General features: G+C 37.2%; 23 protein-coding genes and 1 tRNA gene. 16 read left to right on the forward strand and 8 right to left on the reverse strand.

Annotated elements, in window-relative coordinates:
- The 3 genes from ACFINH_RS07085 to ACFINH_RS07095 all read right to left on the reverse strand — a co-directional run.
- Positions 1–1,019 (reverse strand): ABC transporter substrate-binding protein (locus ACFINH_RS07085; RefSeq protein ID WP_375632506.1); only part of this gene is annotated, 1,019 nt, incomplete at its 3' end.
- Between the two features lie 356 nt (positions 1,020–1,375).
- Positions 1,376–1,564 (reverse strand): hypothetical protein, encoded by a 189-nt coding sequence (locus ACFINH_RS07090; RefSeq protein WP_375613875.1) that lies wholly within the window; start codon positions 1,562–1,564, stop codon positions 1,376–1,378.
- Positions 1,565–1,937: 373 nt separating this feature from the next.
- Positions 1,938–3,563, reverse strand: coding sequence for an ABC transporter substrate-binding protein (locus tag ACFINH_RS07095; RefSeq protein ID WP_375632507.1), 1,626 nt, complete (start codon positions 3,561–3,563; stop codon positions 1,938–1,940).
- A 1,091-nt stretch (positions 3,564–4,654) separates the two neighbouring features.
- Between ACFINH_RS07095 and ACFINH_RS07100 the strand changes: the two genes are divergently transcribed.
- Complete coding sequence (locus tag ACFINH_RS07100) at positions 4,655–4,936, forward strand: DUF6460 domain-containing protein (protein WP_375632508.1); 282 nt, start codon at positions 4,655–4,657, stop codon at positions 4,934–4,936.
- 22 nt (positions 4,937–4,958) lie between these two features.
- Here the strand turns inward: ACFINH_RS07100 and ACFINH_RS07105 are convergent, their stop codons facing one another.
- The 3 genes from ACFINH_RS07105 to ACFINH_RS07115 all read right to left on the reverse strand — a co-directional run bounded on the left by ACFINH_RS07105 (position 4,959) and on the right by ACFINH_RS07115 (position 7,687).
- The gene (locus ACFINH_RS07105) at positions 4,959–5,768 is read right to left on the reverse strand and encodes a TIGR02186 family protein (protein ID WP_273790722.1); all 810 of its coding nucleotides are present in this window, start codon (positions 5,766–5,768) and stop codon (positions 4,959–4,961) included.
- Between the two features lie 2 nt (positions 5,769–5,770).
- Positions 5,771–6,691, reverse strand: a complete 921-nt coding sequence (locus tag ACFINH_RS07110; RefSeq protein ID WP_375632509.1) for a sulfite exporter TauE/SafE family protein — start codon at positions 6,689–6,691, stop codon at positions 5,771–5,773.
- A 177-nt stretch (positions 6,692–6,868) separates the two neighbouring features.
- A complete protein-coding gene (locus tag ACFINH_RS07115) occupies positions 6,869–7,687 on the reverse strand; it encodes a hypothetical protein (protein WP_375632510.1) in 819 nt (272 codons plus the stop codon).
- A gap of 513 nt (positions 7,688–8,200) precedes the next feature.
- Between ACFINH_RS07115 and ACFINH_RS07120 the strand changes: the two genes are divergently transcribed.
- The 7 genes from ACFINH_RS07120 (at position 8,201) to ACFINH_RS07150 (ending at position 16,097) form a co-directional block, all read left to right on the forward strand.
- Positions 8,201–8,947: an electron transfer flavoprotein subunit beta/FixA family protein gene (locus tag ACFINH_RS07120; RefSeq protein ID WP_375621633.1), complete on the forward strand. Its 747-nt coding sequence runs from the start codon at positions 8,201–8,203 to the stop codon at positions 8,945–8,947.
- A gap of 51 nt (positions 8,948–8,998) precedes the next feature.
- On the forward strand, positions 8,999–9,919 hold the full coding sequence (locus tag ACFINH_RS07125) for an electron transfer flavoprotein subunit alpha/FixB family protein (RefSeq protein WP_375632511.1): 921 nt from the start codon (positions 8,999–9,001) through the stop codon (positions 9,917–9,919).
- A gap of 3 nt (positions 9,920–9,922) precedes the next feature.
- Positions 9,923–11,587 (forward strand): 4Fe-4S dicluster domain-containing protein, encoded by a 1,665-nt coding sequence (locus tag ACFINH_RS07130; RefSeq protein WP_375632512.1) that lies wholly within the window; start codon positions 9,923–9,925, stop codon positions 11,585–11,587.
- 2,052 nt (positions 11,588–13,639) lie between these two features.
- Positions 13,640–14,527 (forward strand): 16S rRNA (cytidine(1402)-2'-O)-methyltransferase, encoded by an 888-nt coding sequence (gene rsmI / locus ACFINH_RS07135; RefSeq protein WP_375632513.1) that lies wholly within the window; start codon positions 13,640–13,642, stop codon positions 14,525–14,527.
- A 4-nt stretch (positions 14,528–14,531) separates the two neighbouring features.
- Positions 14,532–14,900 (forward strand): YraN family protein, encoded by a 369-nt coding sequence (locus ACFINH_RS07140; protein WP_375612280.1) that lies wholly within the window; start codon positions 14,532–14,534, stop codon positions 14,898–14,900.
- A 100-nt stretch (positions 14,901–15,000) separates the two neighbouring features.
- Positions 15,001–15,246: a hypothetical protein gene (locus tag ACFINH_RS07145; RefSeq protein WP_375612261.1), complete on the forward strand. Its 246-nt coding sequence runs from the start codon at positions 15,001–15,003 to the stop codon at positions 15,244–15,246.
- 56 nt (positions 15,247–15,302) lie between these two features.
- Complete coding sequence (locus tag ACFINH_RS07150; RefSeq protein WP_375632514.1) at positions 15,303–16,097, forward strand: pyrroline-5-carboxylate reductase; 795 nt, start codon at positions 15,303–15,305, stop codon at positions 16,095–16,097.
- A 308-nt stretch (positions 16,098–16,405) separates the two neighbouring features.
- Here ACFINH_RS07150 and ACFINH_RS07155 read toward each other — a convergent pair whose 3' ends face one another.
- Positions 16,406–17,467 (reverse strand): Mrp/NBP35 family ATP-binding protein, encoded by a 1,062-nt coding sequence (locus ACFINH_RS07155; protein ID WP_375632515.1) that lies wholly within the window; start codon positions 17,465–17,467, stop codon positions 16,406–16,408.
- Positions 17,468–18,071: 604 nt separating this feature from the next.
- Here ACFINH_RS07155 and rpmH point away from each other — a divergent pair.
- The 8 genes from rpmH (at position 18,072) to ACFINH_RS07195 (ending at position 24,787) form a co-directional block, all read left to right on the forward strand.
- On the forward strand, positions 18,072–18,206 hold the full coding sequence (gene rpmH / locus ACFINH_RS07160) for a 50S ribosomal protein L34 (RefSeq protein ID WP_005864709.1): 135 nt from the start codon (positions 18,072–18,074) through the stop codon (positions 18,204–18,206).
- Positions 18,207–18,323: 117 nt separating this feature from the next.
- Positions 18,324–18,716 (forward strand): ribonuclease P protein component, encoded by a 393-nt coding sequence (rnpA, locus tag ACFINH_RS07165; RefSeq protein WP_375612257.1) that lies wholly within the window; start codon positions 18,324–18,326, stop codon positions 18,714–18,716.
- On the forward strand, positions 18,706–20,544 hold the full coding sequence (yidC, locus tag ACFINH_RS07170) for a membrane protein insertase YidC (protein ID WP_375632516.1): 1,839 nt from the start codon (positions 18,706–18,708) through the stop codon (positions 20,542–20,544). Before rnpA ends, yidC begins: the two co-directional genes overlap by 11 nt.
- A complete protein-coding gene (gene yihA / locus ACFINH_RS07175; protein WP_375632517.1) occupies positions 20,541–21,185 on the forward strand; it encodes a ribosome biogenesis GTP-binding protein YihA/YsxC in 645 nt (214 codons plus the stop codon). Before yidC ends, yihA begins: the two co-directional genes overlap by 4 nt.
- A gap of 139 nt (positions 21,186–21,324) precedes the next feature.
- On the forward strand, positions 21,325–22,017 hold the full coding sequence (locus tag ACFINH_RS07180; RefSeq protein WP_375632518.1) for a glutathione S-transferase family protein: 693 nt from the start codon (positions 21,325–21,327) through the stop codon (positions 22,015–22,017).
- Positions 22,018–23,126: 1,109 nt separating this feature from the next.
- The gene (gene dapB / locus ACFINH_RS07185; RefSeq protein ID WP_375621625.1) at positions 23,127–23,939 is read left to right on the forward strand and encodes a 4-hydroxy-tetrahydrodipicolinate reductase; all 813 of its coding nucleotides are present in this window, start codon (positions 23,127–23,129) and stop codon (positions 23,937–23,939) included.
- Between the two features lie 28 nt (positions 23,940–23,967).
- Positions 23,968–24,588 carry a 2,3-bisphosphoglycerate-dependent phosphoglycerate mutase gene (locus ACFINH_RS07190; protein ID WP_375630331.1) on the forward strand — a complete coding sequence of 207 codons (621 nt, stop codon included), beginning with the start codon at positions 23,968–23,970 and terminating at the stop codon, positions 24,586–24,588.
- Positions 24,589–24,702: 114 nt separating this feature from the next.
- A tRNA-Leu gene (locus ACFINH_RS07195) sits at positions 24,703–24,787 on the forward strand.
- 100 nt (positions 24,788–24,887) lie between these two features.
- Here the strand turns inward: ACFINH_RS07195 and ACFINH_RS07200 are convergent.
- Positions 24,888–25,143 (reverse strand): XRE family transcriptional regulator (locus tag ACFINH_RS07200; protein WP_375632519.1); only part of this gene is annotated, 256 nt, incomplete at its 5' end.

The following is a 25,143-nucleotide window of genomic DNA, read 5'->3' on the forward strand; positions in this document are numbered from 1 at the left end:
AAACTTGCACGTGGAATACCAACATCTTTGAGAAGAGTCTTACCGAGTCCTTCATAGTCAATAAGATAACGCATCGCCAAACGCACTTTTTCATTGGCAAAAATAGGGTTTGTCGCATTAAATCCCCATATGATCATGGAGGGCGCCAACACTTTTTCAACTTTAATATCCGTTGTTGCTTGGAGATCTGCCAAATCCTCTGGCATCAGATTACGTGCAACATCGATATCATGTTTTTCCAATAATAAACGTTGCGTTCCAGGCTCCGCGACATGGCGAATTAAAATCTTCTTCAATTTAGGCGCCTCCCCCCAATAATTGGAGCTTGCACGCAACAAAATTCCTTCTCCAGGGCGCCAACTCTCTAGCTGATAAGGACCAACACAAGCAGAATGACTGGCCAAATATCGGTTTCCCATATCGCCATCTTGTTCGTTTTTCATGAGTGTCTCACGATCAAGCAAGGCAGTAGTGCGATTAGTGGAAATATTGCTAAGAATGAGCTCTGCTGGATAAGGTTTATCAAATTTCATCACCACCGTTTTGTCATCCGGTGCTTGAAAAGCCTCATCAACGTTTTGTTCTGTAATCCCATATTCATTAAATGTTGCTGCATTAGACAATTTCAATTTGACAACCCGCTTCATACCCCAAACAAGATCATTGGCATTCGCAGGACGACCATCATAAAACTTTAAACCATCACGCAAGTGAAAAGTAATCACCGTACTCTGATCATCACTTGAAACATCCCAGCTCTTCGCTAACGAGGGAACCATTTTAGCCGCATCATCTGTAGCAGAAACGACTAAATTATCACAAATATTGTTAACCACTTCAATTCCATAACGGTCATTAAGTTGTGCAGGGTCAAATGTATTTATTGGATCGAGATTCCAAGCCATCACAAGCGTATCGGCGGGTGTTTTTGCTGAAACTTGTTGCACAAACATCCCCATTGCAAGAACAGCAGAAACAAAAGAACTGCCCTTTTTCAATATTTTTCTTTTCACTTTCATAGAATTTTCCTTTTTACGTTTATTGTATAAATTCTCCATGCAGCAAAACGTGCTTAATTTAAGTTTAGACGAACGATAGACTCCTAAAGACCAAACTTTAAAATCTTCAAGAACAAGCACCTCTTGCCAATGACTCCTCTTGTCTAGACTTATAAGCCAAACTAAAACATACAAAGGAAAACACTCTGATATACAATGAACGCTCACCAACAACAGAGCTTAATCACGATATCATAACGCCTACTATTGAAGACTATAAAACCTGTATTTTTTCTATCTTGTTAAGCAAGCTTGTCTCGTATTTCTTCCGGCGTTTTCTATACCATCAAAGCACTACCCCTTTTAGCTCAAGTACCTTAATAACAACGAGCCTTCATAACAATTTGACGATTTGATAAAACAGAAAAATTCGTTAGTTTGCCAAATGCAACGACTTTTATTCCTTCTTCAAAAGAAAATTTAATTTTTTCATCACTCCCCGTAAAATAACACCCTCCAAATGACATCTCATCATCTTTCAAAGCAAAAGAAAATATAAACACCATAAAAAACTGATATCCCTTGTGTACCCCCCATAACAAAACTTTCCTTCAACATCGCAAAACCTTTGCACCTTTAGCGCGACTAAATTCCGCGACATTTGTTACACTTCGTTTCTTTATGTTATACTCAGTTTTTTAACAAATAAATTGACCATTTTCTAATTCAGAAAAATTGAAATATCTATCTTAACATCCACTTAAATACACCTCTAATGAGAATGAAAAATATCTTTAAACGAATGTCTTGAAAAGACACTCAACAATATATCACGCATTACCTATGATCTTCGACGCATTGCAAAGCTTAAAATTTATACAATACGCCGAATATATCATGACGATGCCCTTTATCTATTGAACAGCATTGAAGACACTCTTATTTTTCAATTTTACTATAAAAAATATGTGGCGCACTATTCCAAACCCACTTTTTGATATCAGGCGTCATCGCGATAACAGTATATTTCTGAAAGATAAACGCATAAGGTCCTTTTTGCATCAATTCACGTTGTAAATCAGCATAGAGTTGTGCCCGTTTTTGCGGATCTTTTTGAAACAATGCATCCTGAACCTTTTGATTCATCGTTTCATCCAAATACCCATATTGCCAACTAGGATAGGCGGTATTTTTTGCCTCAAGCCGATTATCTGGATTATAAACAAGACGTGAAGCCATAGTATGAGGATCCGCAGAATCATTATTCCATCCGACAAAAATCGTATCAAAAGCCCGTGCATAAAGTTTAGAAAACAACTGTGTACCGGCCATCCGTTCAATTTTAAGACGCACCCCCGCCTTTGCGGCACTATCTTGGAGTGACTGAGCAACTAACACCCTATAAGGAGCATTTGATACGAGAAAATTTGCCTCAAACCCATTCGGATAACCAGCTTCTGCTAAAAGCTGCTTAGCTTTTGCAATATCAAGTTTAAAGGGTTGCCCTTCTTTTTCATCTAAAGCCCCAAAGTTGCCAAGAGGAATAAAACTGGCCCGTGGAACACCAACACCTTTGAGAAGCTTCTTGCCAAGACCTTCATAATCTATGAGATAACGCATCGCCAAACGTACTTTTTCCTTAGCAAAAATAGGATTTGTCATGTTAAATCCCCAGTACATCATAGATGGTTCTAACACTTCTTCGATTTTAACATCTGTTGTTTTTTGCAGATCTGCAAGATCTTCAGGTGTCAAATCACGAGCAACATCAATATCGTGCTTTTGCAACAACAAACGTTGTGTTCCGGGCTCTGCAACATGGCGAATTAAAATCTGCTTCAGTTTAGGCGCTTGTCCCCAATAGTGAGAGCTTGCACGCAACAAAAGAGCTTCTCCAGGGCGCCAACTTTTTAACTGATAAGGACCAACACAAGCAGCATGACTTTTCAAATACTGATTTCCAAAATCGCCATCTTTTTCATGCTTCATAATTGTCTGACGATCAAGCAAAGCTGTTGCCGGACTTGCAACAATATTATTAAGAATGAGCTCTGCTGGATAAGGCTTATCAAATTTCATCACCACTGTTTTCTTATCTGGGGCTTGCAAAGCATCATCAACATTTTGCTCTGTAATTCCATATTCATTAAAAATTGCCGCATTACCCATCTTCAATTTGACAATCCGCTTCATACTCCAAAGAAGATCATTGGCATTGGCTGATCGACCATCATTAAACTTCAAACCATCACGTAAATGAAAAGTAATCACCGTACTGTGATCATCACCTGAAACATCCCAGCTCTTCGCTAACGAGGGAACCATTTTAGCCGCATCATCTGTAGCAGAAACGACCAAATTATCACAAACATTGCGAACAATTTCACTTCCATAAACATCATTAAGTTGTGCGGGATCAAACGTACTAATTGCATCAAGATTCCAAGCCATCACAAGGGTATCAGCGGGTGTTTTTGCTGAAACTTGTTGTGCAACCATCGCCAAAGCTATAAAAGCAGAAACAAGAGAGCTGCTATTTTGTAATATTTTTTTCTTCAAGTTCATAGACTTTTCCTTTTAAAGTTTACTATATAAATTTCCCACACAACAAGCACATGCTTAATAATAAGGTTAGATGATCCATAAGCGCCTCAAACAAAGTATTATTAAAACCTTCAAACAACACCACTTACCAACCACGGACTTCTACCCATGGCTATAAGCCAAGACAAACCAAAACATGCAACAACAAACACTCTGACATACAATGAATGCTCCCCCATAACAGAGCCTATTCATGATGTCATAACGCCTACGATTGAAGACTATAAAACCACTATTTTCTCTCTTTTGTCGGGTAAGCTTGTCTCTTCTTTCCTCTCGCCTTTTTATGCCATCAAAAGACTCTTCTTTGTTAGCTTAAGCGCCTTAATAACAAAGAGCTCTACTAACAATTTGACATTTTAACAAAACAGGAAAATTCACCCATCAACCGACATGACCTCCTCCCCCTACAAGAGGAATTTTGAATTTTTCCATAATCCTCTGCCAAATAACAGCTTTTAAATTATATTTTATTTCTAAATAAAAGGAGCATAGGCTCCCCCTGATATTCCTTTACGCACCCACACATAACAAAACTTTTTTCCACATCGTATTTTTAATATCTTTGCTCCTTTAACAACACTCAATTCATTGCTTACATTTTTTCAGAAAAAAAGATCTTTTCAATGCACTAAGGTTGAAATATCTAAATATAATACCTATATAAGCATACCCTTATTAGAATAGATAGTCTTTTTTTAAGTAAACTGTCTTGAAATATTATTTCTATACACGACAATAATAAGTTCGTTACAAAATCTTCAATATACTAGAACTCTCACTCTGATAAGAAATGCTGAAACGTTATAAAATTTCTCTACAAATTCTCGAGACGAAAGGATATCCCTTCATTTAATAAAAGAAGCGCCATGAAAATATCGCAAAAAATGCAATAAAACATGTGTATATTTCAAAAACCAGCACCGTTAACCAGACTAAGGTGATAAACTCAAAAAGTAAGAAAAAATAAAAAAATGTTTTTCCTTTATGATAATAACATCGCTGTACCATGATAATACAATAAAAAACACGATCTTTGAAAGTATATTAAAATGAAGCGAAAAAAAAAATTATTAGATTCTTTTCATGCGTTTCTTGGAGAAAAATTAAGCCGCGTTAGTCTAAAATTGCTTATTCTTTCATTCTTCATTGGTATCGTAATGAATTTTTTGGGATGGACACCTCGAAACCTCATACAAAAAATAGTCGATTTTTTTCAATCACTATGGGAAGCAGGATTTATAACGCTTACAAATTTCTTCCATATAACTATGACAGGAGCTATTGTTGTTGTGCCTATTTTTCTTATCTTACGAATTTTTCATAAAAAATAAAAGCCTTAACATTTTCCTTGCGTTAATCTTTTCGAAAAATCAAACGACACAAAAATCCTGTAGTAATAGCAATAATCACTGCAACAATACCATATAAAAAACGATACTTGTGCGCTGCATAAAAAATTGTATAGGTGATATGTGCTTTAACAATTTCAAGAGTCGTTGTTGCACTATCAATAAACTGTCCATCACGAAAAAGATAAGCACGAACTTTATAATGTCCAACTGGGATATTTGCTGGCAAACGAAAATGCGCTGTGAAAAGTGTGTCAGAACCAAAACGAACCCCACCCACTTCCTCATAATAAAGGCTTTTAGCTTTTTGTAATTTTATAAGTTCATCGCGAAAGATTTGTATTTTTTTCTGATCTTGTTCATCCGTCTGCAATGGCAAATAGAGTAATCCTAACCCTAAGCGTTTATAATCTTCAATGCTCGTAATATCGTCAATTTCACGTGTTGTGACCATAGAGTAAAAAAGAGGAACCTTTTTAAAAATAAGAGAATCTGTATTGACCCATACACCGGCATTGCGTTTTTTTTCTCGCATCACCATTGTTCGATCTTGTCCCTCTAAGCTTACAACAATATCATAACGGTTCTGTCGAGAATATAACGGATCAATATTTTCTAAAACACCAGCAATATAAAGATCACGACCAGCAAAATTTGCATCCACAGTAATCGTATTCGTTGTTACAATAATTTGGACAGTTTCGTGGTCAACTTGATCAATGAATGTAGCTGGCGTCCCAACATGTGACCATGTAGAAAAAGAAATAAAACAAAAGCAACCTGTAATGATGTATAAAGAAAATAATCTACCCATTTTTATCTCATAAGAATATCCAGAGAGAAAAGATTATCAGGGCGTATAAATAATTGAAAAGCAAGACGCATACACACAATCAACACTAAAAATGCAAGTGCCATACGCAATTGTTCAGCCTTTAACTTCCGTCCAACCCGTGTTCCATATTGCGCACCAATACTTCCTCCAAGCATTAACAAAAAAGCCAAGACAATATCAACGGACTGATTAGTCATACTTTGCAAAACTGTCGTGAAAGAAGACACAAATGTAATCTGAAAAAGTGAAGTCCCAATCACCACACTGGTTGGAACACGCAGAAGATAAATCAATGCTGGTATCATAAAGAACCCCCCACCAATTCCCATAATAGAAGACAACAACCCCACAATGAGACCAATCCCTAAAACTGGAATAATGCTAACATATATCCTAGATGTCCGAAAACGCATTTTTAAGGGTAAGCGATGAATCCAATTATGTCGACCAGCAAGACGAATATTGGCTTTTCCTGCCTTACGCTTGCGCATCATATCATACCAACTTTCAACGATCATCAAGCTTCCTACACTTCCAAGAAGAATCACATAAAGAAGCGAAATCATTAAGTCTAATTGACCTAACTTTTTCAAAACAGAGAAAACCTGAATCCCGATTAAAGAACCAATCCCTCCTCCAATCGCCAAAAGAATACCAAGTTTAATATCGAGCGTACGTCTTCTAAAATGTGTAATTGCTCCTGTTACAGATGAAGCAATCATCTGGTTAGCACCTGTTCCAACAGCAATAGCAGGAGGAATATTATAAAAAATCAATAACGGCGTGATGAGAAACCCACCACCGATTCCAAAAAGTCCTGAAAAAAAACCAGCAACGACTCCCATACCAATCAAGATCAGCATATTGAGTGACATTTCAGCAATTGGTAAATAAATACTCACTTACAGAACCTTCAAGATAATTTGAGTTTTTTTACAATTAGAGAATCCTTCTCCAATTATCCTCTTTTCCAATAATCTCTGTTGCGTGTTTAAAAGGATAATTTTAGTTGCTATAGCTTCCGCACAAACATGAATGCGCAATACATTTCACATCTATTAACATCAACATCATAAAAATTAAAAAAAACGAGCTCCTTTTAAAAAGCTATAAAAACATAACGTTATCGCTACCACAAATGCAACGGTTAAAAAACAAAGAACACCTTTTTTTACCAAATAAGATAAAAACGAGACATGTTCCCGAGACTGCGTCCTTAAAGAAGAAAAATCATTCTCAATGCAATGATTAGATGCCTGAGCACCCATCATACCTTTTTCTTCTATCATAGCATGCCTCACTACTCCCTCAACCTTTTTAAAAGAAGATTTCAGAGCATCACTGGGCAAAGGGCTTCTATTTTCTTGCTGCAACGTATTTTCAACATTTGTTTGGAGTGAAATTATGCTGTTTTCTTTCGAAAAATTTCGCACCTTTTGAAGTAATAAGTGTTCTTGATTTCCCTCACATTCCATGTGAGCAAGTTTTTGTACAACAGAATCAGGTGATTTTGAACGAGACACCTGTCGTGTTACCGCTGCTTCTTCTAAGCTTTTTTTTTCACTCTGCAAACTTTGAACAATTGTTTTAATCTGCTCTAAAGACTGGAAAAGCTTTTTTTCTCTTTGACGACGTATATAATGTTCAGCCAAAATGGCCCGACTAATATCATCTAAGTAAGATTTAAAATGCTCTTCTACCGAATTCTGCTGCATTAAAGAACGAGGCGAATGCTTCATTTGCATTTGCGCATAAACGGTGCGTAATTTTTGAGCAATATCCGACATCGTTACTTCTACAGAAGTATCCATTCTCTCTTTCTGTTCAACAAAAGAAAAGACTTTATCGTTCCTAACCTGTTTGGTCGCCTGGTCGATCGTATGACCCTTCGTATTCACAAACGCCTACCCCTCATTAACCTTTTTGAAAAGAATCGCAACAAATGATGAGAAAGTGTGCTCTATTTTAGTAAATAGAGCTTTAAGAACTTCCAAAAACTTTTTTGTTAGAAATATTTTCCCCAATCTTTATCTAAAATATTTGAAAGAAAGATCTTTAATTTTTCTGTCTTCAAGATTTGAAGAGCAAAATCATTCCCCCATTTTTATCTTTTTCACTTAATTTTTCATTGCATAAAGGACCTATTGCACCATCATAAACAAAGCATAAGAAACTAAAAAAGAATATTCTCACAAGACAGTTTGATTTTTTTACTTTTTATTCAAGCAAATAAGGCAATTATGGCAATGCAAAAATATGAAGATTGAAAATGACGACGAGAAAGTACAAGTAAACATAAAAAAGCTTATACGAAAGAGAACACAAGTTATAAATTGAGACTTCATTCTAAACAATTTGGTTTCTTATGAGTATTGCTATAAACTTGTAACATACAAACAAAGAGGATCATTATGAAGATAATTGTCGCTGTCAAACGTGTTGTTGATTATAACATCAAGATACGCGTCAAACCGGATAGTACAGGCGTTGATCTGTCTCACGTAAAAATGTCTATGAATCCTTTTGATGAGATAGCCGTGGAGGAAGCCATTCGCCAAAAAGAATCCGGTAAAATTTCAGAAGTTCTTCTTGTTTCAATTGGCCCAGAAGCAGCTCAAGAAACTCTACGAACAGGACTTGCAATGGGAGCTGATCGCGCACTTCTTGTCACAACGGATCAAACACTTGAACCCTTAGCAATTGCTAAGATTCTCAAAACCATTGTTGATGAAGAAAAACCCGACATGGTCTTTTTAGGAAAACAAGCAATTGATGACGATAGCAACCAAACAGGACAAATGCTCGCTGCTCTTCTTGGGTGGGGACAAGCAACTTTTGCCTCACATCTTAACATAGAAAATGGGCATGCTACAGTTACTCGTGAAGTTGATAATGGAACACAAACCCTTTGTCTTCCCCTTCCCATGGTTATGACCGCCGATCTACGGCTCAATGAACCGCGTTACACCTCTCTCCCCAATATCATGAAAGCAAAAAAGAAAATCATTGAACAAAAATCTCTTACTGATCTTGGCGTCGATACGAAAGCACGCTTAACAATTTTAAGCGTTGAAGAGCCAAAACCCCGTCAATCCGGTATAAAAGTGGCAAATGTAGTAGAACTTGTCAGAGCCTTAAAACAGAAGAACTGCATTTAATATTCTCACCACTAGAGTAAAAGCAACACTCACATAAAAGGGCAAAAACTTATGGCAATTCTTTTATTGGCCGATCATAATACAGAAGAAACAGCAAAAGCACTCACCGCTGCACGCGTACTCAGTAATGATATCGATATTCTGGTTTGCGGAGAAAAAATTCAAACGATAGCGGAAAATAGTGCTAAACTTAATGGTGTGCGGAAAGTTCTTATTGCAAAAGCAGACTATTTAGCCCATCAACTTGCCGAGCCTATGTCAGATACAATTCTCATGTTAGCAAAGGATTATGATGTGATCATGGCAGCATCCAGCAGTACTGGGAAAAATGTGATGCCGCGCGTAGCAGCTCTTCTTGATCTTATGCAAATTTCAGATATTACCGCCATTCTTTCACCCAATACCTTCAAACGACCAATTTATGCAGGCAATGCATTTGAAACTGTACGCACCAATGATTATAAAAAGATTATAACAGTTCGCACCGCTTCTTTCACCCCAACGCCTTCCCAAAATAATTCTGCTCCCATTAAAACAATAACACCAGCTCCCAATCCAAATCTTTCTTCTTTCGTAAAAGCAGAGACAAACAAAAGTGATCGTCCTGAGCTCACCTCAGCACGTGTTATTATATCAGGCGGGCGTGGTCTTGGTTCTCAAGAGAAATTTATGGCCCTGCTTCTTCCTCTTGCAAACAAATTAAATGCTGCTTTAGGTGCCAGCCGCGCAGCAGTGGATGCAGGCTATGCTCCCAATGATTGGCAAATTGGACAAACAGGAAAAGTCGTTGCCCCTGAACTCTATATCGCCGTTGGCATTTCCGGTGCAATCCAGCATGTAGCCGGTATAATGGATGCACAAATTATTGTTGCCATTAATAAAGATGAAGAAGCTCCCATCATGCAAATTGCCGATTACACCCTTGTAGGTGATCTCCACCAAATTATTCCAGAATTGGAGAAAGCTTTATAAGCCATGAAAGCACTTCTGCATGACCAACGTGAAAGTATGGAGTTTGACATAGTCATTGTCGGAGCAGGACCAGCAGGGCTTTCTGCCGCAATTCGTTTTAAACAAATTAATCCTGAGCTTTCTGTCACAATTGTTGAAAAAGGAACCGAAGTTGGTGCACATATTCTCTCTGGCGCAGTTGTTGACCCCATTGGTATCGATACACTCTTACCAGAATGGCGAAATGATAACGACCATCCCTTTACAACCCCTGTCACACAGGACCAATTTTTTTTTCTAAAGCCTCAAAAGTCCACAATATTTCCCAATATTTTGCACCCTAAAATCTTATCAAATAACGGATGTTATATCGTTTCGCTTGGGAGCGTCTGCCGCTGGCTAAGCAAAAAAGCTGAAGCGTTGGGTGTTGAAATCTATCCTGGTTTTGCAGCAACAGAACCCATCATCCAAAAAGATAACGGAGCTATTATTGGTGTTCTCACCGGTGATATGGGGCTTAACAAAGATGGAACCCCTGGAAAAAATTATATGCCTGGTATGGCTTTATTGGCAAAATATACTCTGATTGCGGAAGGAGCACGCGGCTCAATTGCAAAACAACTGATACAACATTTCAACCTTAGCAAAAATCGTGAACCACAAAAATTTGGTCTTGGTCTCAAAGAGCTCTGGGAAATTGATCCCAACAAACACCAACGCGGTTTAGTACAACATTTCACGGGTTGGCCCTTAGACAATAATACCGGTGGCGGTGGCTTTATTTATCACCAAGAAAACAATATCATTTCTGTCGGTTTTGTTGTGCACTTAGATTACAAAAATCCTTATCTTTCTCCCTTTGAAGAGTTTCAACGTTTTAAAACACATCCAAAACTCTATAAAATCTTTAAAGGCGCAAAACGTCTTTCCTATGGTGCACGTGTTATCAGCGAAGGAGGTTGGCAATCTGTACCAAAACTTACCTTTCCTGGTGGGGCGCTTATTGGCTGCTCTGCTGGATTTGTCAATGTTCCTCGTATCAAAGGATCACACAATGCCATCTTATCTGGCATATTAGCTGCCGATAAAATCGCTACCGCTCTTGCACAAGGTCGTGCCCATGATGAGGTTAAAGAAATCGAAGAACAATGGCGAAAAGGGCTCATTGGCAAAGATCTTTATAAAGTGCGAAATGCCAAACCGCTCTGGGCAAAATATGGGACAAAATATGGAATTAAACTTGCTGGTTTTGATATGTGGTGGCAACAACTGTTCGGATTTTCCTTATTTAAAACACTCTCCCACGGAAAGGAAGATTATGCATGCCTTGAACCAGCAGAAAAATTTCAACCCATTTCTTACCCAAAACCAGATGGCGTTGTAACCTTTGATCGCCTTTCAAGTGTTGCCCTTTCCAATACGCACCATGAAGAAAATCAACCTTGCCATTTAAAAATCGCCTCATTAAAAAAACAAAAAGACTCTGAGTATGCAATCTATGGAGGACCCTCTACACGCTATTGTCCCGCCGCTGTCTACGAGTGGCTAGAAGATAATGATCATCTGGCTTATATGATCAACGCTTCAAATTGTATACATTGTAAAACGTGTGACATCAAAGACCCAAACCAAAATATCACTTGGATCTGTCCGCAAGGCAATGAGGGCCCCTTCTATCCCAATATGTAATTCCCCAATGTATAATCATTGTTCATTTTCCTAAAATTGAAATATACAAAACGCAATGGATAAAAATATTTCCCTCAGATCAGAAATCTATCAATCACCTTCCTGCATACGTTCTTTCACAATGTAAAAAGAACTCTATTCTCATATAAAATACTCTCTTCACCGCATGAATTTTTTCAATAGAAAAACATAACATATTTTTATCAAAATTTTTTTATTTAAATGACAAAACAATAATAAATATATTCTTGACAATTCTGCGATAAAGGAACAGCCGCGGTTCTCGAAAACCTGAAGGAAAATAAGCCCGTTCTACTTTACCCCCCTCTCCCATATGATCCAAAATGCTTTTAGCCCTCTCATAAGAAACATCAGTCGTTTTAACTAGCCAAGAGCAAAACCTACGGAGGTACAATTCAAGTTTATTTTTTCTCCTACACTTGCCAAGTAATGCTCACTCAAGAAAAACCACGAATGAATGTATAAAAAACATTGTGAGATAAAGAGATAAAGAGCATGCTTGTTCAAGCCCTTTATAATGTTTCTACTGATAATGACACGAAAAAATCTTTAATCTCACATTAACCTTTTATTTTTGCATCAAGGATAATCGCCTTGCATCTAACCTTACCAATATACTGCAATGAATGTGTACAAATACCGTAAGAATAAGCAGATGCCAAGCCATGGAGACTATCGCTATTAGCAAAACACCTGATAAAAAACAAAATAGCTTTTATGACCACTCTATGACGCGTTTTATAGAGTTGTTTTTTTATAAAGCTTGTGCTTTCGCTATTGCTTGTAAATCAACATCCAAATTGAACACAAGTGGTATATTTAAAAGAAAGATTAAGGTGAATGAAAGCTCTGCACGCCGTTCCAGCTTTTGTAGCTAGAGCCAAAATATTGCATATTCTATTTGAGTAATCTCTGAAACGAAAATACAGCTTCATTTAGCAAGAATATGAAATCTGAAAGGAAAAAACTGTTTTCCTCTTTACTATCATCTGTCCATTCGGTTTTAAAACTTTCAAAAGCATCACAATATCCTCTAAAAAGAAGAGATAACGTATTGTCCCCGCTTTTATTACTTACGTTTTTTTATGGGAGCATATCCTTCAGAAAAAATAAGGTATCCAAAATTAAAGCAGACTTGTGTTGTTCAGTCATGGGCTTGTTTTTAAGAGATAGCTCTCATATCAAACAATAATTTTGCGACACTATCCGAAAAAGGTATAACGCAATCCTGTGAACGAACAGTTCCATATTTATGAAATAAAAAGTACAAGCTAACAGCATTATTTTCTCTGCGATCTCCAATGAGGCGATAATCTTTGTTTTAAGGAGGTTTCAAGATGCACAAAAATGATTTTGATTAATTGACTATAAGAAGAGCTGAGATAATGTTACGATATTTAAAGCTCCTAATTAATAGGCAAAATAATAAATTTTCCATTATAAATCAAATCTTTAAGATAAAATTTAGCCTTAAACTTTTCTAAGGTACTCATTATACTGTTAAAGCTGTAGAGAATATGAAAAAATAAAGTATTTTGCTGATAAAAGCTTATATTTGATCAATAACAATACAGTACGCTGCCAGTTAACTGTATGTGTTTCAAAAGGGGCTGTTTACATTTGCTCAGAAAAACAGTTTGGATATCAATAGAATATTTGAAAAATCGGCGTTATGGAAATAATCTAAAAAGCTTAGCTTTTCAAAGAGCACAAAGAAGCATGAGATTATAACATGAGTAAAGTTGTTTTTTGGTTCTCGAAGGAAAAACTTTATAGAAAATCATGGGGCTGATAGAATATTGGTTACATTTGGAATTTGTTTTACTGGAAAAAATAACGCGGATCAAAATAGATAATAATGTTAAATTAAGACGTTAAATATGAAATTATCTTATTGTAGTGTAATCGATTATTCGAGTAAGGTAAGCCTTTGTAATGATAAAAAATGTGCTGGTAAAAAATAAGCCAAAATGGCTTATGAGTATGGATAAAAATCTTGTGGTGAGGAGAATTTAATGAAAAGAAAAGAGCATGTGTGAAAAAGCATATTTTATAGGTGCGCATGCTTATTCTGCACCCGTTATAGAATCAGGGCTTTATCTTGTGGCAACACCTATCGGAAATCTTGCAGATATTACGCTTCGTGCTTTGCAAGTGCTTGCAGGAATTGATATTTTAGCGTGTGAGGATACGCGAGTAACACGTGTTTTGTTGGAACGTTACGGCATTCAAAAAAAAACTTTTCTCTATCATGAATATAATGCGCAAAAAGCGGGCCCGAAGCTCTTAGCGGCTTTAGCCGAAAACAAAACAGTAGCACTTGTTTCAGATGCCGGAACACCACTTATTTCTGATCCTGGATTTCGATTGGTAGAAGAGGCCCGTAAAGCTGGTCATAAAATTATTCCTATTCCTGGAGCATCCGCTCTTTTAGCCGCTCTTATACCGACAGGGCTTCCTACGGATAGCTTTTTTTTTGCAGGTTTTTTGAGTGCACGAAAGCTACAGCGCCGAAAACGGTTGGAACAATTAAAAGAGATTCCAGCAACTTTGATTTTTTATGAATCACCGCATCGTCTTGTTGAAACTTTACAGGATATGGTCACACTTTTTTCGGCTAATCGACCTGCTGCCATTTGTCGTGAATTAACAAAAAAGTTTGAAACAGTAGATGTTTCCAATTTGGGAAATTTGTTAGAAAATTACAGAAAACAAGCACATATTCGTGGGGAAATTGTTGTACTTGTTGGAGAATCATCTTCTTCTTTAAATGTGATAAGAGATCAAGAAATTGATGAAATGCTATTAGAACGCGCACAGACACATTCTGCTGCTCAAGCGGCAGCTTTTGTTGCAAAAAAAACCGGTTTAAAAAAGCAAGAACTTTTTCAGCGATTAATCTTTTTAAAAAATGCGTAAAATAATACAAAAAAAACGCAGACAAAAGTCTTTTTATCGAGGGATTCGTGCAGAAAAATTGGCAGCTTGGTGGCTACGTTGCAAAGGGTTTCACATTGCCGAAAGGCGTTTTAAAACAAAATGTGGAGAAATTGATTTAATTGCACGACGCGGAAATCTTGTGTTAATCGTTGAAGTTAAAGCACGTTCAACGTTGGCTGAAGCAATGGAAGCGGTTTCCCGAATGAATGAAAAGCGAATTGAGGCAGCTGCCGATATTTGGCTCGCAAGGCAAAAAGATTATGCCCTTTTGTCTGTACGCTTTGATTTAATTGCAATTTTACCTTGGCGTTGGCCACAGCATATCCCTGCATTTTTTACATCTGATCAATAAACGGCCCCCCGTTTTAACCATATTCAATAAAAAACATTTCGTTTTTATGTGCATATGCGTTAAAAAGTGTGTAATAATTGAGCGCTATAAGGAGCGAAATATGGATGATTATGAAAAGTTTGCAACAGGTTTGCTCATCATTTTTGGAGCGCTAATTATTGGTGGTTTAATGGCAATGCATATTGTGCTTATGAATAAACCAGGTTTTTTATTTGCATTAGCCGCAGCTGTTGTTGGTTGGTTTTCTGCTTTTGCCGTTCTCTTTGACAAGCCCAAAATCTATTTGGTTTTGATTATTCTTGCTATGTTATGTGTTGCTTCTTCAATTAGCGTTTATGTTAGTTAAAACACCTGAGATGTTGATTGAAATTCCTTTTAAAATATGAAACTGAGAAATAGATAATGAGAGTTGGCTTTTTGGGAACAGGTACAATCAGTGCTTCAATGGTGAATGGCTTAATGACAAGCAACTTTGATGTTTCTTCCATTATTGTTTCGCCTCGCAATGCACAAACAGCAAAGCGCCTTTCACGCACTTATGATAAAGTTATGATTGCTGAAAATAACCAAGCGTTGCTCGATGTTAGTGATTGTGTTTTTCTTTGCTTGCCCAATCAAATTGCAGAAGACGTTTTGCGCTCTCTTTGTTTTCGTCCAGAACAGCTGGTTATTTCCGTACTTGCTATGGCAAAAGCAGCAGAAATAGAAGAGTGGATTAATCATAAAGTTTATCGTGCTGTTCCATTACCTTTTGTTGCAGAATGCAAAAATTTGACACCAATCTATCCCAATCATCCCTTTTTGCGCACTTTATTTGATGCATTGGGGGGCACATTGGTGCTGGATAAGGAAGAGCAGTTTAATCTTTTTATGACAGCTGGTTCACTTATAGGAGTATATTTTAATTTTATAGAAACTGCCCATCAATGGTTTATAACACAAGGGTTAAAAAAACAACAATCAGCAGAATTCCTTACCATGATGTTTGGAAATCTTACAGATGAAATGCGTAAAACTATAGCAACGGATCGTTCTGTATCTCTCGATTTTGCACTGCTTGAAAAAGAGTTTTCAACAAAGGGTGGAACAAATGAATTTTTGTCAAATTACTTTTCTCAACAAGGGGGAAAGAATGCTTTAACAATGGCTCTTGAAGCTACTTTGCAAAAAATGAATGCTTCTAAAAAGAAATGTTGAGATTTATATCAAGAAAACTCGTATCAAAAAATGATTTTTAAAATATTTTTTACAACCTTTTACAATTTTTCTAAAATATTTTTATTTTCGGTCTTCTTCTTTTAGCCTCAAGTCCAATATTTTTTCTACCTCACAGCTCTAGCTCTTCAATTTTGTTCCCCTTCAGGTTATCCAAACGCATGAATAATTTTTTGTTTATTTAACCTATATACTCTATTCACACATTAAAACTTCCTCTTACAAAGAAGCGACTATTTTTATGTCTTTCATGATTGTGTTTTAATAAACTCTCTTAAACACCCCCCCATTCAAAAGAGTTGATTTTTTATTTGATCAACAATTTTACGATATAGTTTAGCATGCTCTTCACTAGGCTTAGCAACAAAAATAGGGATTCCCTCATCTGAAGAAAATCGTAAAGCTGCATCAAGCGGTATTTCCGCTAAGAAAGGGACTTCTCGACGTTCCGCTTCTGCCCGTGCACCACCATAGCCAAAAATATCATAGCGTTTTCCCGTATCAGGAGCGATAAAATAACTCATATTCTCAATGAGTCCTAAAATAGGAACATTAACTTTCATGAACATTTCTATTGCTTTACGTGCATCCACTAAAGCAAGATCTTGGGGCGTAGAGACAACCAACGCACCTGTTAATTGTACCTGTTGGGCAAGCGTTAATTGTGCATCCCCTGTACCGGGCGGCATATCAACGACTAAAACGTCCAGAGGGCCCCATACAACATCTCGTAACAATTGCGTTACAGCTGCCATAACCATAGGACCACGCCATACTACCGGCTTTTCTTCCTCAACCAAAAATCCCATCGACATCAATTTAAGTCCAAATTTTTCAAGAGGTTGAATCTTTTTTTCTCCAATAAGCTGTGGTTTTTGATTAACAAGTCCTGTCAAACGTGGCAACGAAGGACCATAAATATCAGCATCCATCACCCCCGTCTTGAAACCAGAATCTTGTAAAGCTAAGGCGATATTTATTGCCATCGTAGATTTTCCGACCCCTCCTTTTCCAGAAGCAACAGCAATCACATGCCGCACACCTTCTATGGGCATTTTGATCGGTAAGAGATTTGCTCTTCGACTAGGTGCTGTCTTTGTTATTTTTTCTGCTGTAAGTGTAACAACAGCAGATTTCACTCCCTCCAAAGCACATACCACCTTTTCAGCAGAACGACGCAATGATTCCCATTTTTGCACACCTCCATCAGGAACTGTAATGGAAAAGAAAACCTTACCATCAGCAATCAATATTTCTGAAAGAAGACCCAACGACACAATATCTCTTTCAAGATCTGGTCCTTTGATTGTACGTAATACGTTGCGGACAGCCTCACTTGTGATAAGATCCATGTTCTTTCCTCTCTATAAAAATACCAGCAAATATAAGCATAAGAACGAAAAATACTTACAAGGTTCATCACCTGATAATTTTGTTCATCACTTGATAATTTTCTACTTTACTCAGCATTATAAAGTATACATCTCTTATCTCTTTAAAAATATGAAACCATCCTTAAAATAAAGAAGCTCAAACATAAAATCTGCTATAAAATCCTATCAATCACGTTTGTGCTACAACCACTTTAATGAATATTCTGATAAAAATTTTGTAAAAACAAAAACTGAAAAAAACTCTTAATCTTAAAGGATATTTTAAATTGAGCATACAGTAATCAGTCACACCTTCTTTAATTCTTTAAGGCCCTAGCTATTTATGTTCTGTAGATTCAATCGTTATTTTCTAACACTCCTACAGTATTGTAAAAAAGCGTTACAGATAGTTATAAGGTGTTTTGTATTCTTTCAAGAGAGAGAAAAACAATCTAAGATTGACTTTTTTTATATTTTTCCTTATGGGTTAACAGCCGTATGATAGGATAAAATTGTTTATCTCGCGCATAACTACTCATAAAACGAAGATTAAGAAGGGCCGCACTCCGCGGTATTTAAATAAATGAAACGTACTTACCAACCCTCTAAACTTGTCCGTAAACGCCGCCATGGGTTTCGTGCACGCATGGCCACAGCTGGAGGACGTAAAGTTATTGCTGCAAGACGTGCTCGTGGACGTAAGCGGCTTTCTGCTTAACCATTTAAATTTTCACAACCGTTGAGGATTGCTCATCGTTTCTTCGTTGTGAAACTTTTATTATGAACCTACAATGTCTGCTTGCAGGCATTTAATGAAATTGCGAAATATTCTTTTATGAAGAAAAAACATCCCTGCCGTATTCGCAAAAGAGCAGACTTTTTGGCTGTCCGTACAGGAGAAAAACGACGTGGTCCTTTATTTTTGCTCGAAGTTAAATCTCGTGAACAAACAACAGAAAGAAAAGATTCTCTTTTTGCACGTGTAGGCTTCACTGTTACCCGTAAAAACGGTAACGCTGTGAAACGTAATCGTATTAAAAGGCGCTTGCGTGAGGCCGTGAGAGTTGGTGTAACAAACCACATGGAAGCAGGAACAGACTATGTCATTGTAGCGTACCGTGATGTGTTACATGCACCTTTTACATCCTTGATTAGTGAATTAAATCGGCGAATAAAACCAAAAATAAAACATCAGCAACAACAACAAGGGTGTACGGATGGAATATAATCGCAATTTCTTTATCGCTATTGGCTTATCTTTCGTAGTGCTCATCGCATGGCAATTTCTTCATGTTGCTCCCAAACAAGCAAAGTTACAAAAACAACAAGTCATCGCACAGCAATTGTCAAAACAACAATCAGCCCTTTCTACTACCACGACAGATTTTTCTGACGATACCTCAACGTATCAAGCTACATCTATCATCGAACAGCCCATGACACCTGAAATCCGGAAAGCTGTATTGGACAAAACAGAGCGTATTGCGATCAAAACCAATGAACTGGAAGGCTCTATTAATCTTGTTGGTGCACAATTTGATGATCTTCACCTCAAAAAATATCGTTTAACAGTCGATAAAAAATCACCGGAAATCGATTTGCTAAATCCTAAAGGTTTCAAAACGACCTACCTTGCTGAATTTGGTTTTGCAAGTGCGTCTTTGCCAGCAAAAGCCTTGCCACAATCGGATACAAAATGGCAAATAGAGGGAAACAATACAATCCTGACTCCTTCAACACCCATCACTTTAATTTATAATAATGGACAGGGACAAATCTTCCGGCGGACCCTTTCTGTTGATAATCATTTCATGTTTACCATTGAGGATTCTATCAGCAATGAAAGTGATCAACCAATACATCTCTCGTCCTATGCCCGCGTTGCACGTGCTGCACCACCAGAACATACAAATGCAACCTATTTACTTCATGAAGGTATGATAGGTATTGCAGGAGATTCGCTCAAAACTGAAAAATATAAAACCTTAGCAGAGCTTGACCCAAATCCTGATAATGGGCAAAAAAGCATGACTTTTTCCAAAGTAACAGGAGGTTGGATTGGTATTACCGATAAATATTGGGCTGTAGCAGTTATTCCCCCGCAAAATAAAGAATATACAAGCCGTTTTATTTATTTTGATCGTTTGCAAACGCATTATCAGTCTGACTTGCTAGGGTCGCTTTTAACGATTGCCCCAAATGAAACAAAAACTGTTACAAATCGTCTTTTTGCTGGTGCAAAACAAGTTGAAATTATTAATAATTATCAAAATGACCTAAAAATCAAAAAGTTTGCTCTTTTAATTGATTGGGGCTGGTTTGATTTCATCACCAAACCAATGTTTTCCCTCATTGATATTCTTTATAAACAAACAGGGAATTTTGGTATCGCCATCCTTCTTGTCACAGTTCTCTTAAAAGCTCTTCTTTTCCCTCTAGCCAATAAATCTTATAAATCTATGGCACGCATGAAGCTTTTACAACCGCGGTTGCTAGAAATAAAAGAAAAGTATCCCGATGACCAAACCAAACAACAAAAGGCAATAATAGATCTATATAAAACCGAAAAAATAAATCCCCTTGCAGGCTGTTGGCCAATGTTGGTTCAATTCCCAATATTCTTTGCTCTTTATAAAGTTCTCTATATCACTATTGAAATGCGCCATGCCCCTTTCTTTGGCTGGATTAAAGATTTAGCGGCACCCGACCCAACTTCTCTTTTTAACTTGTTTGGTCTCTTGCCATATACAACGCCAACATTTCTTATGATTGGTGCATGGCCTTTGATTATGGGAATAACGATGTTTTTACAAATGCGTATGAATCCTGCTCCTCAAGACCAAACCCAAGCGATGATATTCACATGGATGCCTGTTGTCTTTACTTTTATGCTCGCCTCTTTCCCTGTTGGTCTCGTCATCTATTGGGCATGGAACAATATATTATCAATCATTCAGCAAGGTATCATGATGAAGCGCCAAGGAGTTAAAATTGAGCTTTTTGATAATCTGAAAGCCATCTGGAGAAGATCACCCAAAAAAGAAGTGCATGAATGACAAGAGATTCTTCCCTTTCTGGAATTTTTTCTCGCAATTGGATTTTTGTTCGTGGTGTACCAGCAATACGCTTTCTCCCCCCCGAAGGACCACCAGAAATTGCATTTGCAGGACGTTCCAATGTTGGAAAATCATCTTTAATCAACGCACTCGTCCAACAAAAAAGCTTAGCACGTACCTCAAATACACCAGGACGGACTCAAGAGCTTAATTATTTTGTCCCCGATGGATTCAGTGGGCAACTAGGAGACCTTCCCCCTCTAGCATTAGTAGATATGCCTGGTTATGGTTTTGCTGCAGCTCCTAAAAATCTTGTTGATGCGTGGACAAATTTGATTTTTAGCTATTTACGGGGGCGCACAACGTTAAAACGTGTATATATCTTAATTGATTCACGGCACGGAATCAAAAATAATGATGAAGATGTTCTTGCTCTCCTTGATAAAGCAGCTGTTTCTTATCACATTGTTTTGACAAAAAGCGATAAAATCAAATCAAATGCCTTGGAAAAATTAATTATGAGCACACAAACAAAGCTTCTTAAACGCCCAGCAGCTTATCCTGAGCTTCTTGTAACCTCTTCAGAAAAAGCTATCGGTTTAGAAGAATTACGTGCTGCCATTTTGCAAACCATCGCATAAGAGAACAATTCCTAGTCATTAGCAATTTATTAATTATAATTACTAGCAGCTACTAATGATCTTGTACTTCTAGTCAAGCATCTTTATAAAAATGATTACTTGAAAGAATTCTCTTCAACTCTATTTGATAGTGTAAATTATGCTGACACTTTTTCACTCTCCCCTATCCTCTGCCTCGCGCTTCATACGCCTCATTCTTGGGGAATATGGTGTAACCACTCAACTGATTGAAGAATATGAATGGGCAAGAAGACACGAATTTCTAGCCCTCAATCCCGCTGGTCATGTTCCTGTTTTTCTCGATGAACACGAGGTTCCATTATCAGGTCCTCTTGTTATCTGCGAATATTTAGACGAAACACATGGAAGTTTACGACAAGAAAATAAGCTCTTTCCAGAAAATCCTTTAGATCGTGCGGAAGTACGCCGTCTCAATGACTGGTTCTTAAATAAATTCGAAAATGAAGCAACGCGCCATATCGTACGAGAACGAATTCATAAACGTGAAATGCCACTTGCCATTGGCGGTGGTGCTCCTAATTCACAAATTTTACGCAATGCACGTGCCAATATTTTACCACATATGAACTATCTCAATTGGCTCTGTGCCTCTCGCGATAGCTTAGTCGGTTGTGCCTTGTCCTATGCAGATCTAGCAGCAGCAGCCTCTATTTCTGTGCTTGACTTTCTAGGGGAAATTGACTGGGAACAATCTCCTGCTGCCAAAGACTGGTATATGAGAATTAAATCACGCCCTTCTTTTCGTTCTCTTTTAACAGATCGCGTCCGCGGAATTGTTGCAAGTGCTCACTATGCAGATCTTGATTTCTAGCCTTCTCTCACAAACAAAAATAAAAGTGATATTTTATCTAAAGGATATTTATAGGTTTATGAATTTTTATGCATGCGTATAAACAATATAATAATACATTGATTTATGATCGTATTAAACAGAGAATAAAACCCATTATAATTGAATCACAAAAATCACTTTCTTATCGTGTCACAAAAAAGATCAGCACAGGGATAAAAAATACTTAAGAAAGAATTTTAAAGACTCTCTTTAAATACAAGAGCTGTAGCATCATTGGAAGCTAGGCAAATAAAATAACAGTACTTAACGCATGTTATACTCCATTCTCCCCAATATATGAAAAAACGCATTGCATAATATATATCCTATTTTCTCTATAATAAACAAAGCCTCATCGTGCGTTTTTACAACATAACAATTTTTTCAACTGACTTTCCTAAAAGATGAAGAATCCGACCAACTCTCGTGTGAAAACAATCCAACTTCTTGTTAGCCCCTTGTTTTTATCCCCTTTTTACGTGATTTTATTTATGGATAACATATTGATATATAATGATAAATAATCGTTTTCTTATGCGTCACAAATGGAATTGATGAGTGAAAATGACTAAGTTAAAACATTAAAGGCTAACAAAACGTATGATAATGCTAATTTTCTCTATTTATGAAGCATAAAGATAGTGGCGCAGAATAGATGTTATATTATTCATGGATACTCTCTCGTGATACCACTCACGAGCACTATCATAAAATAAGTTTAGAAGAATTGATAAATATTTCTTTAAGAAAAGCGCATGAATTGACAACATAGGTCTATTTTGTTTGGGAGATCTTATTTTGCATGAAGAACGCTCCCCTTTAAAGAACGAAAAAAAAGCGTAAAGTAATACACAATCTTCATAAGGTTTCATAAGCAAACCTTACTTAAGAATATTCATCACACACTCTAACGAAAAACATCTCTATTTAAATTTGTAGATCTTATATCACTTGCTCTAAACAACAGTGTTTTACAGCACAACAAGATAAATTAAAGAAGGAAAAAAATTCTATAAAGAAAAAGAACCATTGGAAAGAAGGCAAGAATTTGCCTATACTGCACAGTAAAGTATCATAAGGAGATAAAAATGCGCCTTACAGTTGTTGGTGCAAATGGAAGAATGGGACGTGAACTCATTACAGCAATCCAGCAGAGGAAAGATGTAGAGCTTTGTGCTGTTCTTGTACGTAAAGGCTCACCGTTTGTAGGAAAAGATGCCAGTGCATTAATTGGTTCAGATTCTCTTGGGATTAGTATCACTGACAATCCCGAAAATGCCTTTTCTAATACAGAAGGTATTTTAGATTTTTCACAACCAGAAGCCAGTATTCTTTATGCTAACTACGCTGCTCAAAAAAGCCTTGTCCATATTATTGGCACCACAGGATTTAGCAAAACAGAAGAAGAAAAAATTGCAGATTTTGCGAAATATACAACAATTGTCAAATCCGGAAATATGAGCCTTGGAATAAATCTTTTAGCCAACCTTGTAAAGAAAGCCGCTAAAGCATTAGAAGCCGATGATTTTGATATCGAAGTTTATGAAATGCATCACGCTAACAAAGTTGATGCTCCTTCTGGAACAGCCCTTCTTCTTGGCCAAGCAGCAGCTGAAGGCCGCAATGTTATGCTTAAAAATGTGTGTGTCAACGAACGCAATGGTCATATAGGTAAACGCAAAAAAGGCGCCATTGGCTTTTCCTGTTCACGTGGTGGGACAGTTGTTGGAGAACACAGTGTCATTTTTGCTGGTTCCAATGAGCGCATTGTTCTTTCACATACAGCGCAAGAACGCTCTATCTTTGCCAATGGCGCATTAAAAGCAGCTTTATGGGCACAAAATCATGAAAGCGGTCTTTATTCAATGTTCGATGTTTTGGGATTGAACGATGAATTTTAAGTAATCAATAGAATAGAGGCAATTTATAATGGGACGCATACTTACACTAATTCGTCATGGACAAAGTGAATGGAATCTCAAAAACCTTTTTACCGGTTGGAAAGATCCCGATTTAACAGAAAAAGGTCATGCAGAAGCGATAGCAGCAGGAAAAAAACTGAAAGAATATGGTTTGAGGTTTGATATCGCTTATACATCTGCCTTACAGCGAGCTCAAAAAACCGCTCAGCACATTTTAGAGCAAATGGGACAATCAGATTTAGAAGTGATAAAAAATCCCGCATTAAATGAACGTAATTATGGTGATCTTTCTGGTTTAAATAAAGATGAAGTACGCCAACAATGGGGGCAGGAGAAAGTGCAAATGTGGCGCCGCTCCTATACGATTGCACCGCCGAATGGAGAAAGCCTACGCGATACCGGTGCACGCATCTGGCCTTATTATCTTTACCATATCCAGCCTTATATTTTGCGCTCTCAAACTGTTTTGATCGCAGCACATGGAAATTCTCTTCGTGCTCTTATTATGGCGCTTGAAGGTCTCTCCGGTGAGGAAATTATATCTCAAGAATTAGCGACCGGCATTCCTATTATTTACACATTTAATCCGGATTCAACAATTTTATCAAAGACAGTCCTCACACCTTAAACTTCTAAAATCATGATCTCCCTCAAAAGTTCAATGCTATCGTTTTAAGCTGAAAAAATAAATTCTATAATTTTATTGACAGAGTTGCTTCATGCGCTTAGATGAATTTTATAAGCCCAGATGGCGGAATTGGTAGACGCGCAGGTTTCAGGTACCTGTGCCGTAAGGCGTGGAGGTTCGAGTCCTCTTTTGGGCACCATACTCTTTTTTATCCAAAATAATTTATTGATTTTCCATATGTTTTTTACAGTGAGGGACGCGTAAATAAAAGTTAGGGAATAGGATTTTCTAACATTTCTCTATAGGACGCCTCTTTTTTTGCAAACTTTCTCAAGAAAGTCTTTTAATTCTGCTAAGTTTTGTTGTGAAAAATTCTCTAAATTTCTAACAAACTCACCAACAGCTTCACGTCTCAACGGATCAGAAGTCTTGATTGTAAAACTTTTGCGACAAGCATAAGCTGCTTTCCTTAAGAGTAAAGCCTTCTCTTTATCTAAACCATAAAGCTCTATGATCTTTTCCTCCAGTCCTACAGGAACAGATTTTTTGCCAATT

This window comes from Bartonella sp. AA74HLJMH (assembly GCF_042197045.1).
In the GTDB taxonomy this organism is placed as follows: Bacteria; Pseudomonadota; Alphaproteobacteria; order Rhizobiales; family Rhizobiaceae; genus Bartonella.

What these genes read in the sequence shown, in the direction of transcription:
- ACFINH_RS07090 (WP_375613875.1), bottom strand. Translation starts at nt 1,564, where the DNA reads ATGGTGTTTATATTTTCTTTTGCTTTGAAAGATGATGAGATGTCATTT.
- ACFINH_RS07095 (WP_375632507.1), bottom strand. Translation starts at nt 3,563, where the DNA reads ATGAACTTGAAGAAAAAAATATTACAAAATAGCAGCTCTCTTGTTTCT.
- ACFINH_RS07100 (WP_375632508.1), top strand. Translation starts at nt 4,655, where the DNA reads ATGAAGCGAAAAAAAAAATTATTAGATTCTTTTCATGCGTTTCTTGGA.
- ACFINH_RS07105 (WP_273790722.1), bottom strand. Translation starts at nt 5,768, where the DNA reads ATGGGTAGATTATTTTCTTTATACATCATTACAGGTTGCTTTTGTTTT.
- ACFINH_RS07120 (WP_375621633.1), top strand. Translation starts at nt 8,201, where the DNA reads ATGAAGATAATTGTCGCTGTCAAACGTGTTGTTGATTATAACATCAAG.
- ACFINH_RS07125 (WP_375632511.1), top strand. Translation starts at nt 8,999, where the DNA reads ATGGCAATTCTTTTATTGGCCGATCATAATACAGAAGAAACAGCAAAA.
- ACFINH_RS07130 (WP_375632512.1), top strand. Translation starts at nt 9,923, where the DNA reads ATGAAAGCACTTCTGCATGACCAACGTGAAAGTATGGAGTTTGACATA.
- rsmI (WP_375632513.1), top strand. Translation starts at nt 13,640, where the DNA reads ATGTGTGAAAAAGCATATTTTATAGGTGCGCATGCTTATTCTGCACCC.
- ACFINH_RS07145 (WP_375612261.1), top strand. Translation starts at nt 15,001, where the DNA reads ATGGATGATTATGAAAAGTTTGCAACAGGTTTGCTCATCATTTTTGGA.
- ACFINH_RS07150 (WP_375632514.1), top strand. Translation starts at nt 15,303, where the DNA reads ATGAGAGTTGGCTTTTTGGGAACAGGTACAATCAGTGCTTCAATGGTG.
- ACFINH_RS07155 (WP_375632515.1), bottom strand. Translation starts at nt 17,467, where the DNA reads ATGGATCTTATCACAAGTGAGGCTGTCCGCAACGTATTACGTACAATC.
- rpmH (WP_005864709.1), top strand. Translation starts at nt 18,072, where the DNA reads ATGAAACGTACTTACCAACCCTCTAAACTTGTCCGTAAACGCCGCCAT.
- rnpA (WP_375612257.1), top strand. Translation starts at nt 18,324, where the DNA reads ATGAAGAAAAAACATCCCTGCCGTATTCGCAAAAGAGCAGACTTTTTG.
- yidC (WP_375632516.1), top strand. Translation starts at nt 18,706, where the DNA reads ATGGAATATAATCGCAATTTCTTTATCGCTATTGGCTTATCTTTCGTA.
- yihA (WP_375632517.1), top strand. Translation starts at nt 20,541, where the DNA reads ATGACAAGAGATTCTTCCCTTTCTGGAATTTTTTCTCGCAATTGGATT.
- ACFINH_RS07180 (WP_375632518.1), top strand. Translation starts at nt 21,325, where the DNA reads ATGCTGACACTTTTTCACTCTCCCCTATCCTCTGCCTCGCGCTTCATA.
- dapB (WP_375621625.1), top strand. Translation starts at nt 23,127, where the DNA reads ATGCGCCTTACAGTTGTTGGTGCAAATGGAAGAATGGGACGTGAACTC.
- ACFINH_RS07190 (WP_375630331.1), top strand. Translation starts at nt 23,968, where the DNA reads ATGGGACGCATACTTACACTAATTCGTCATGGACAAAGTGAATGGAAT.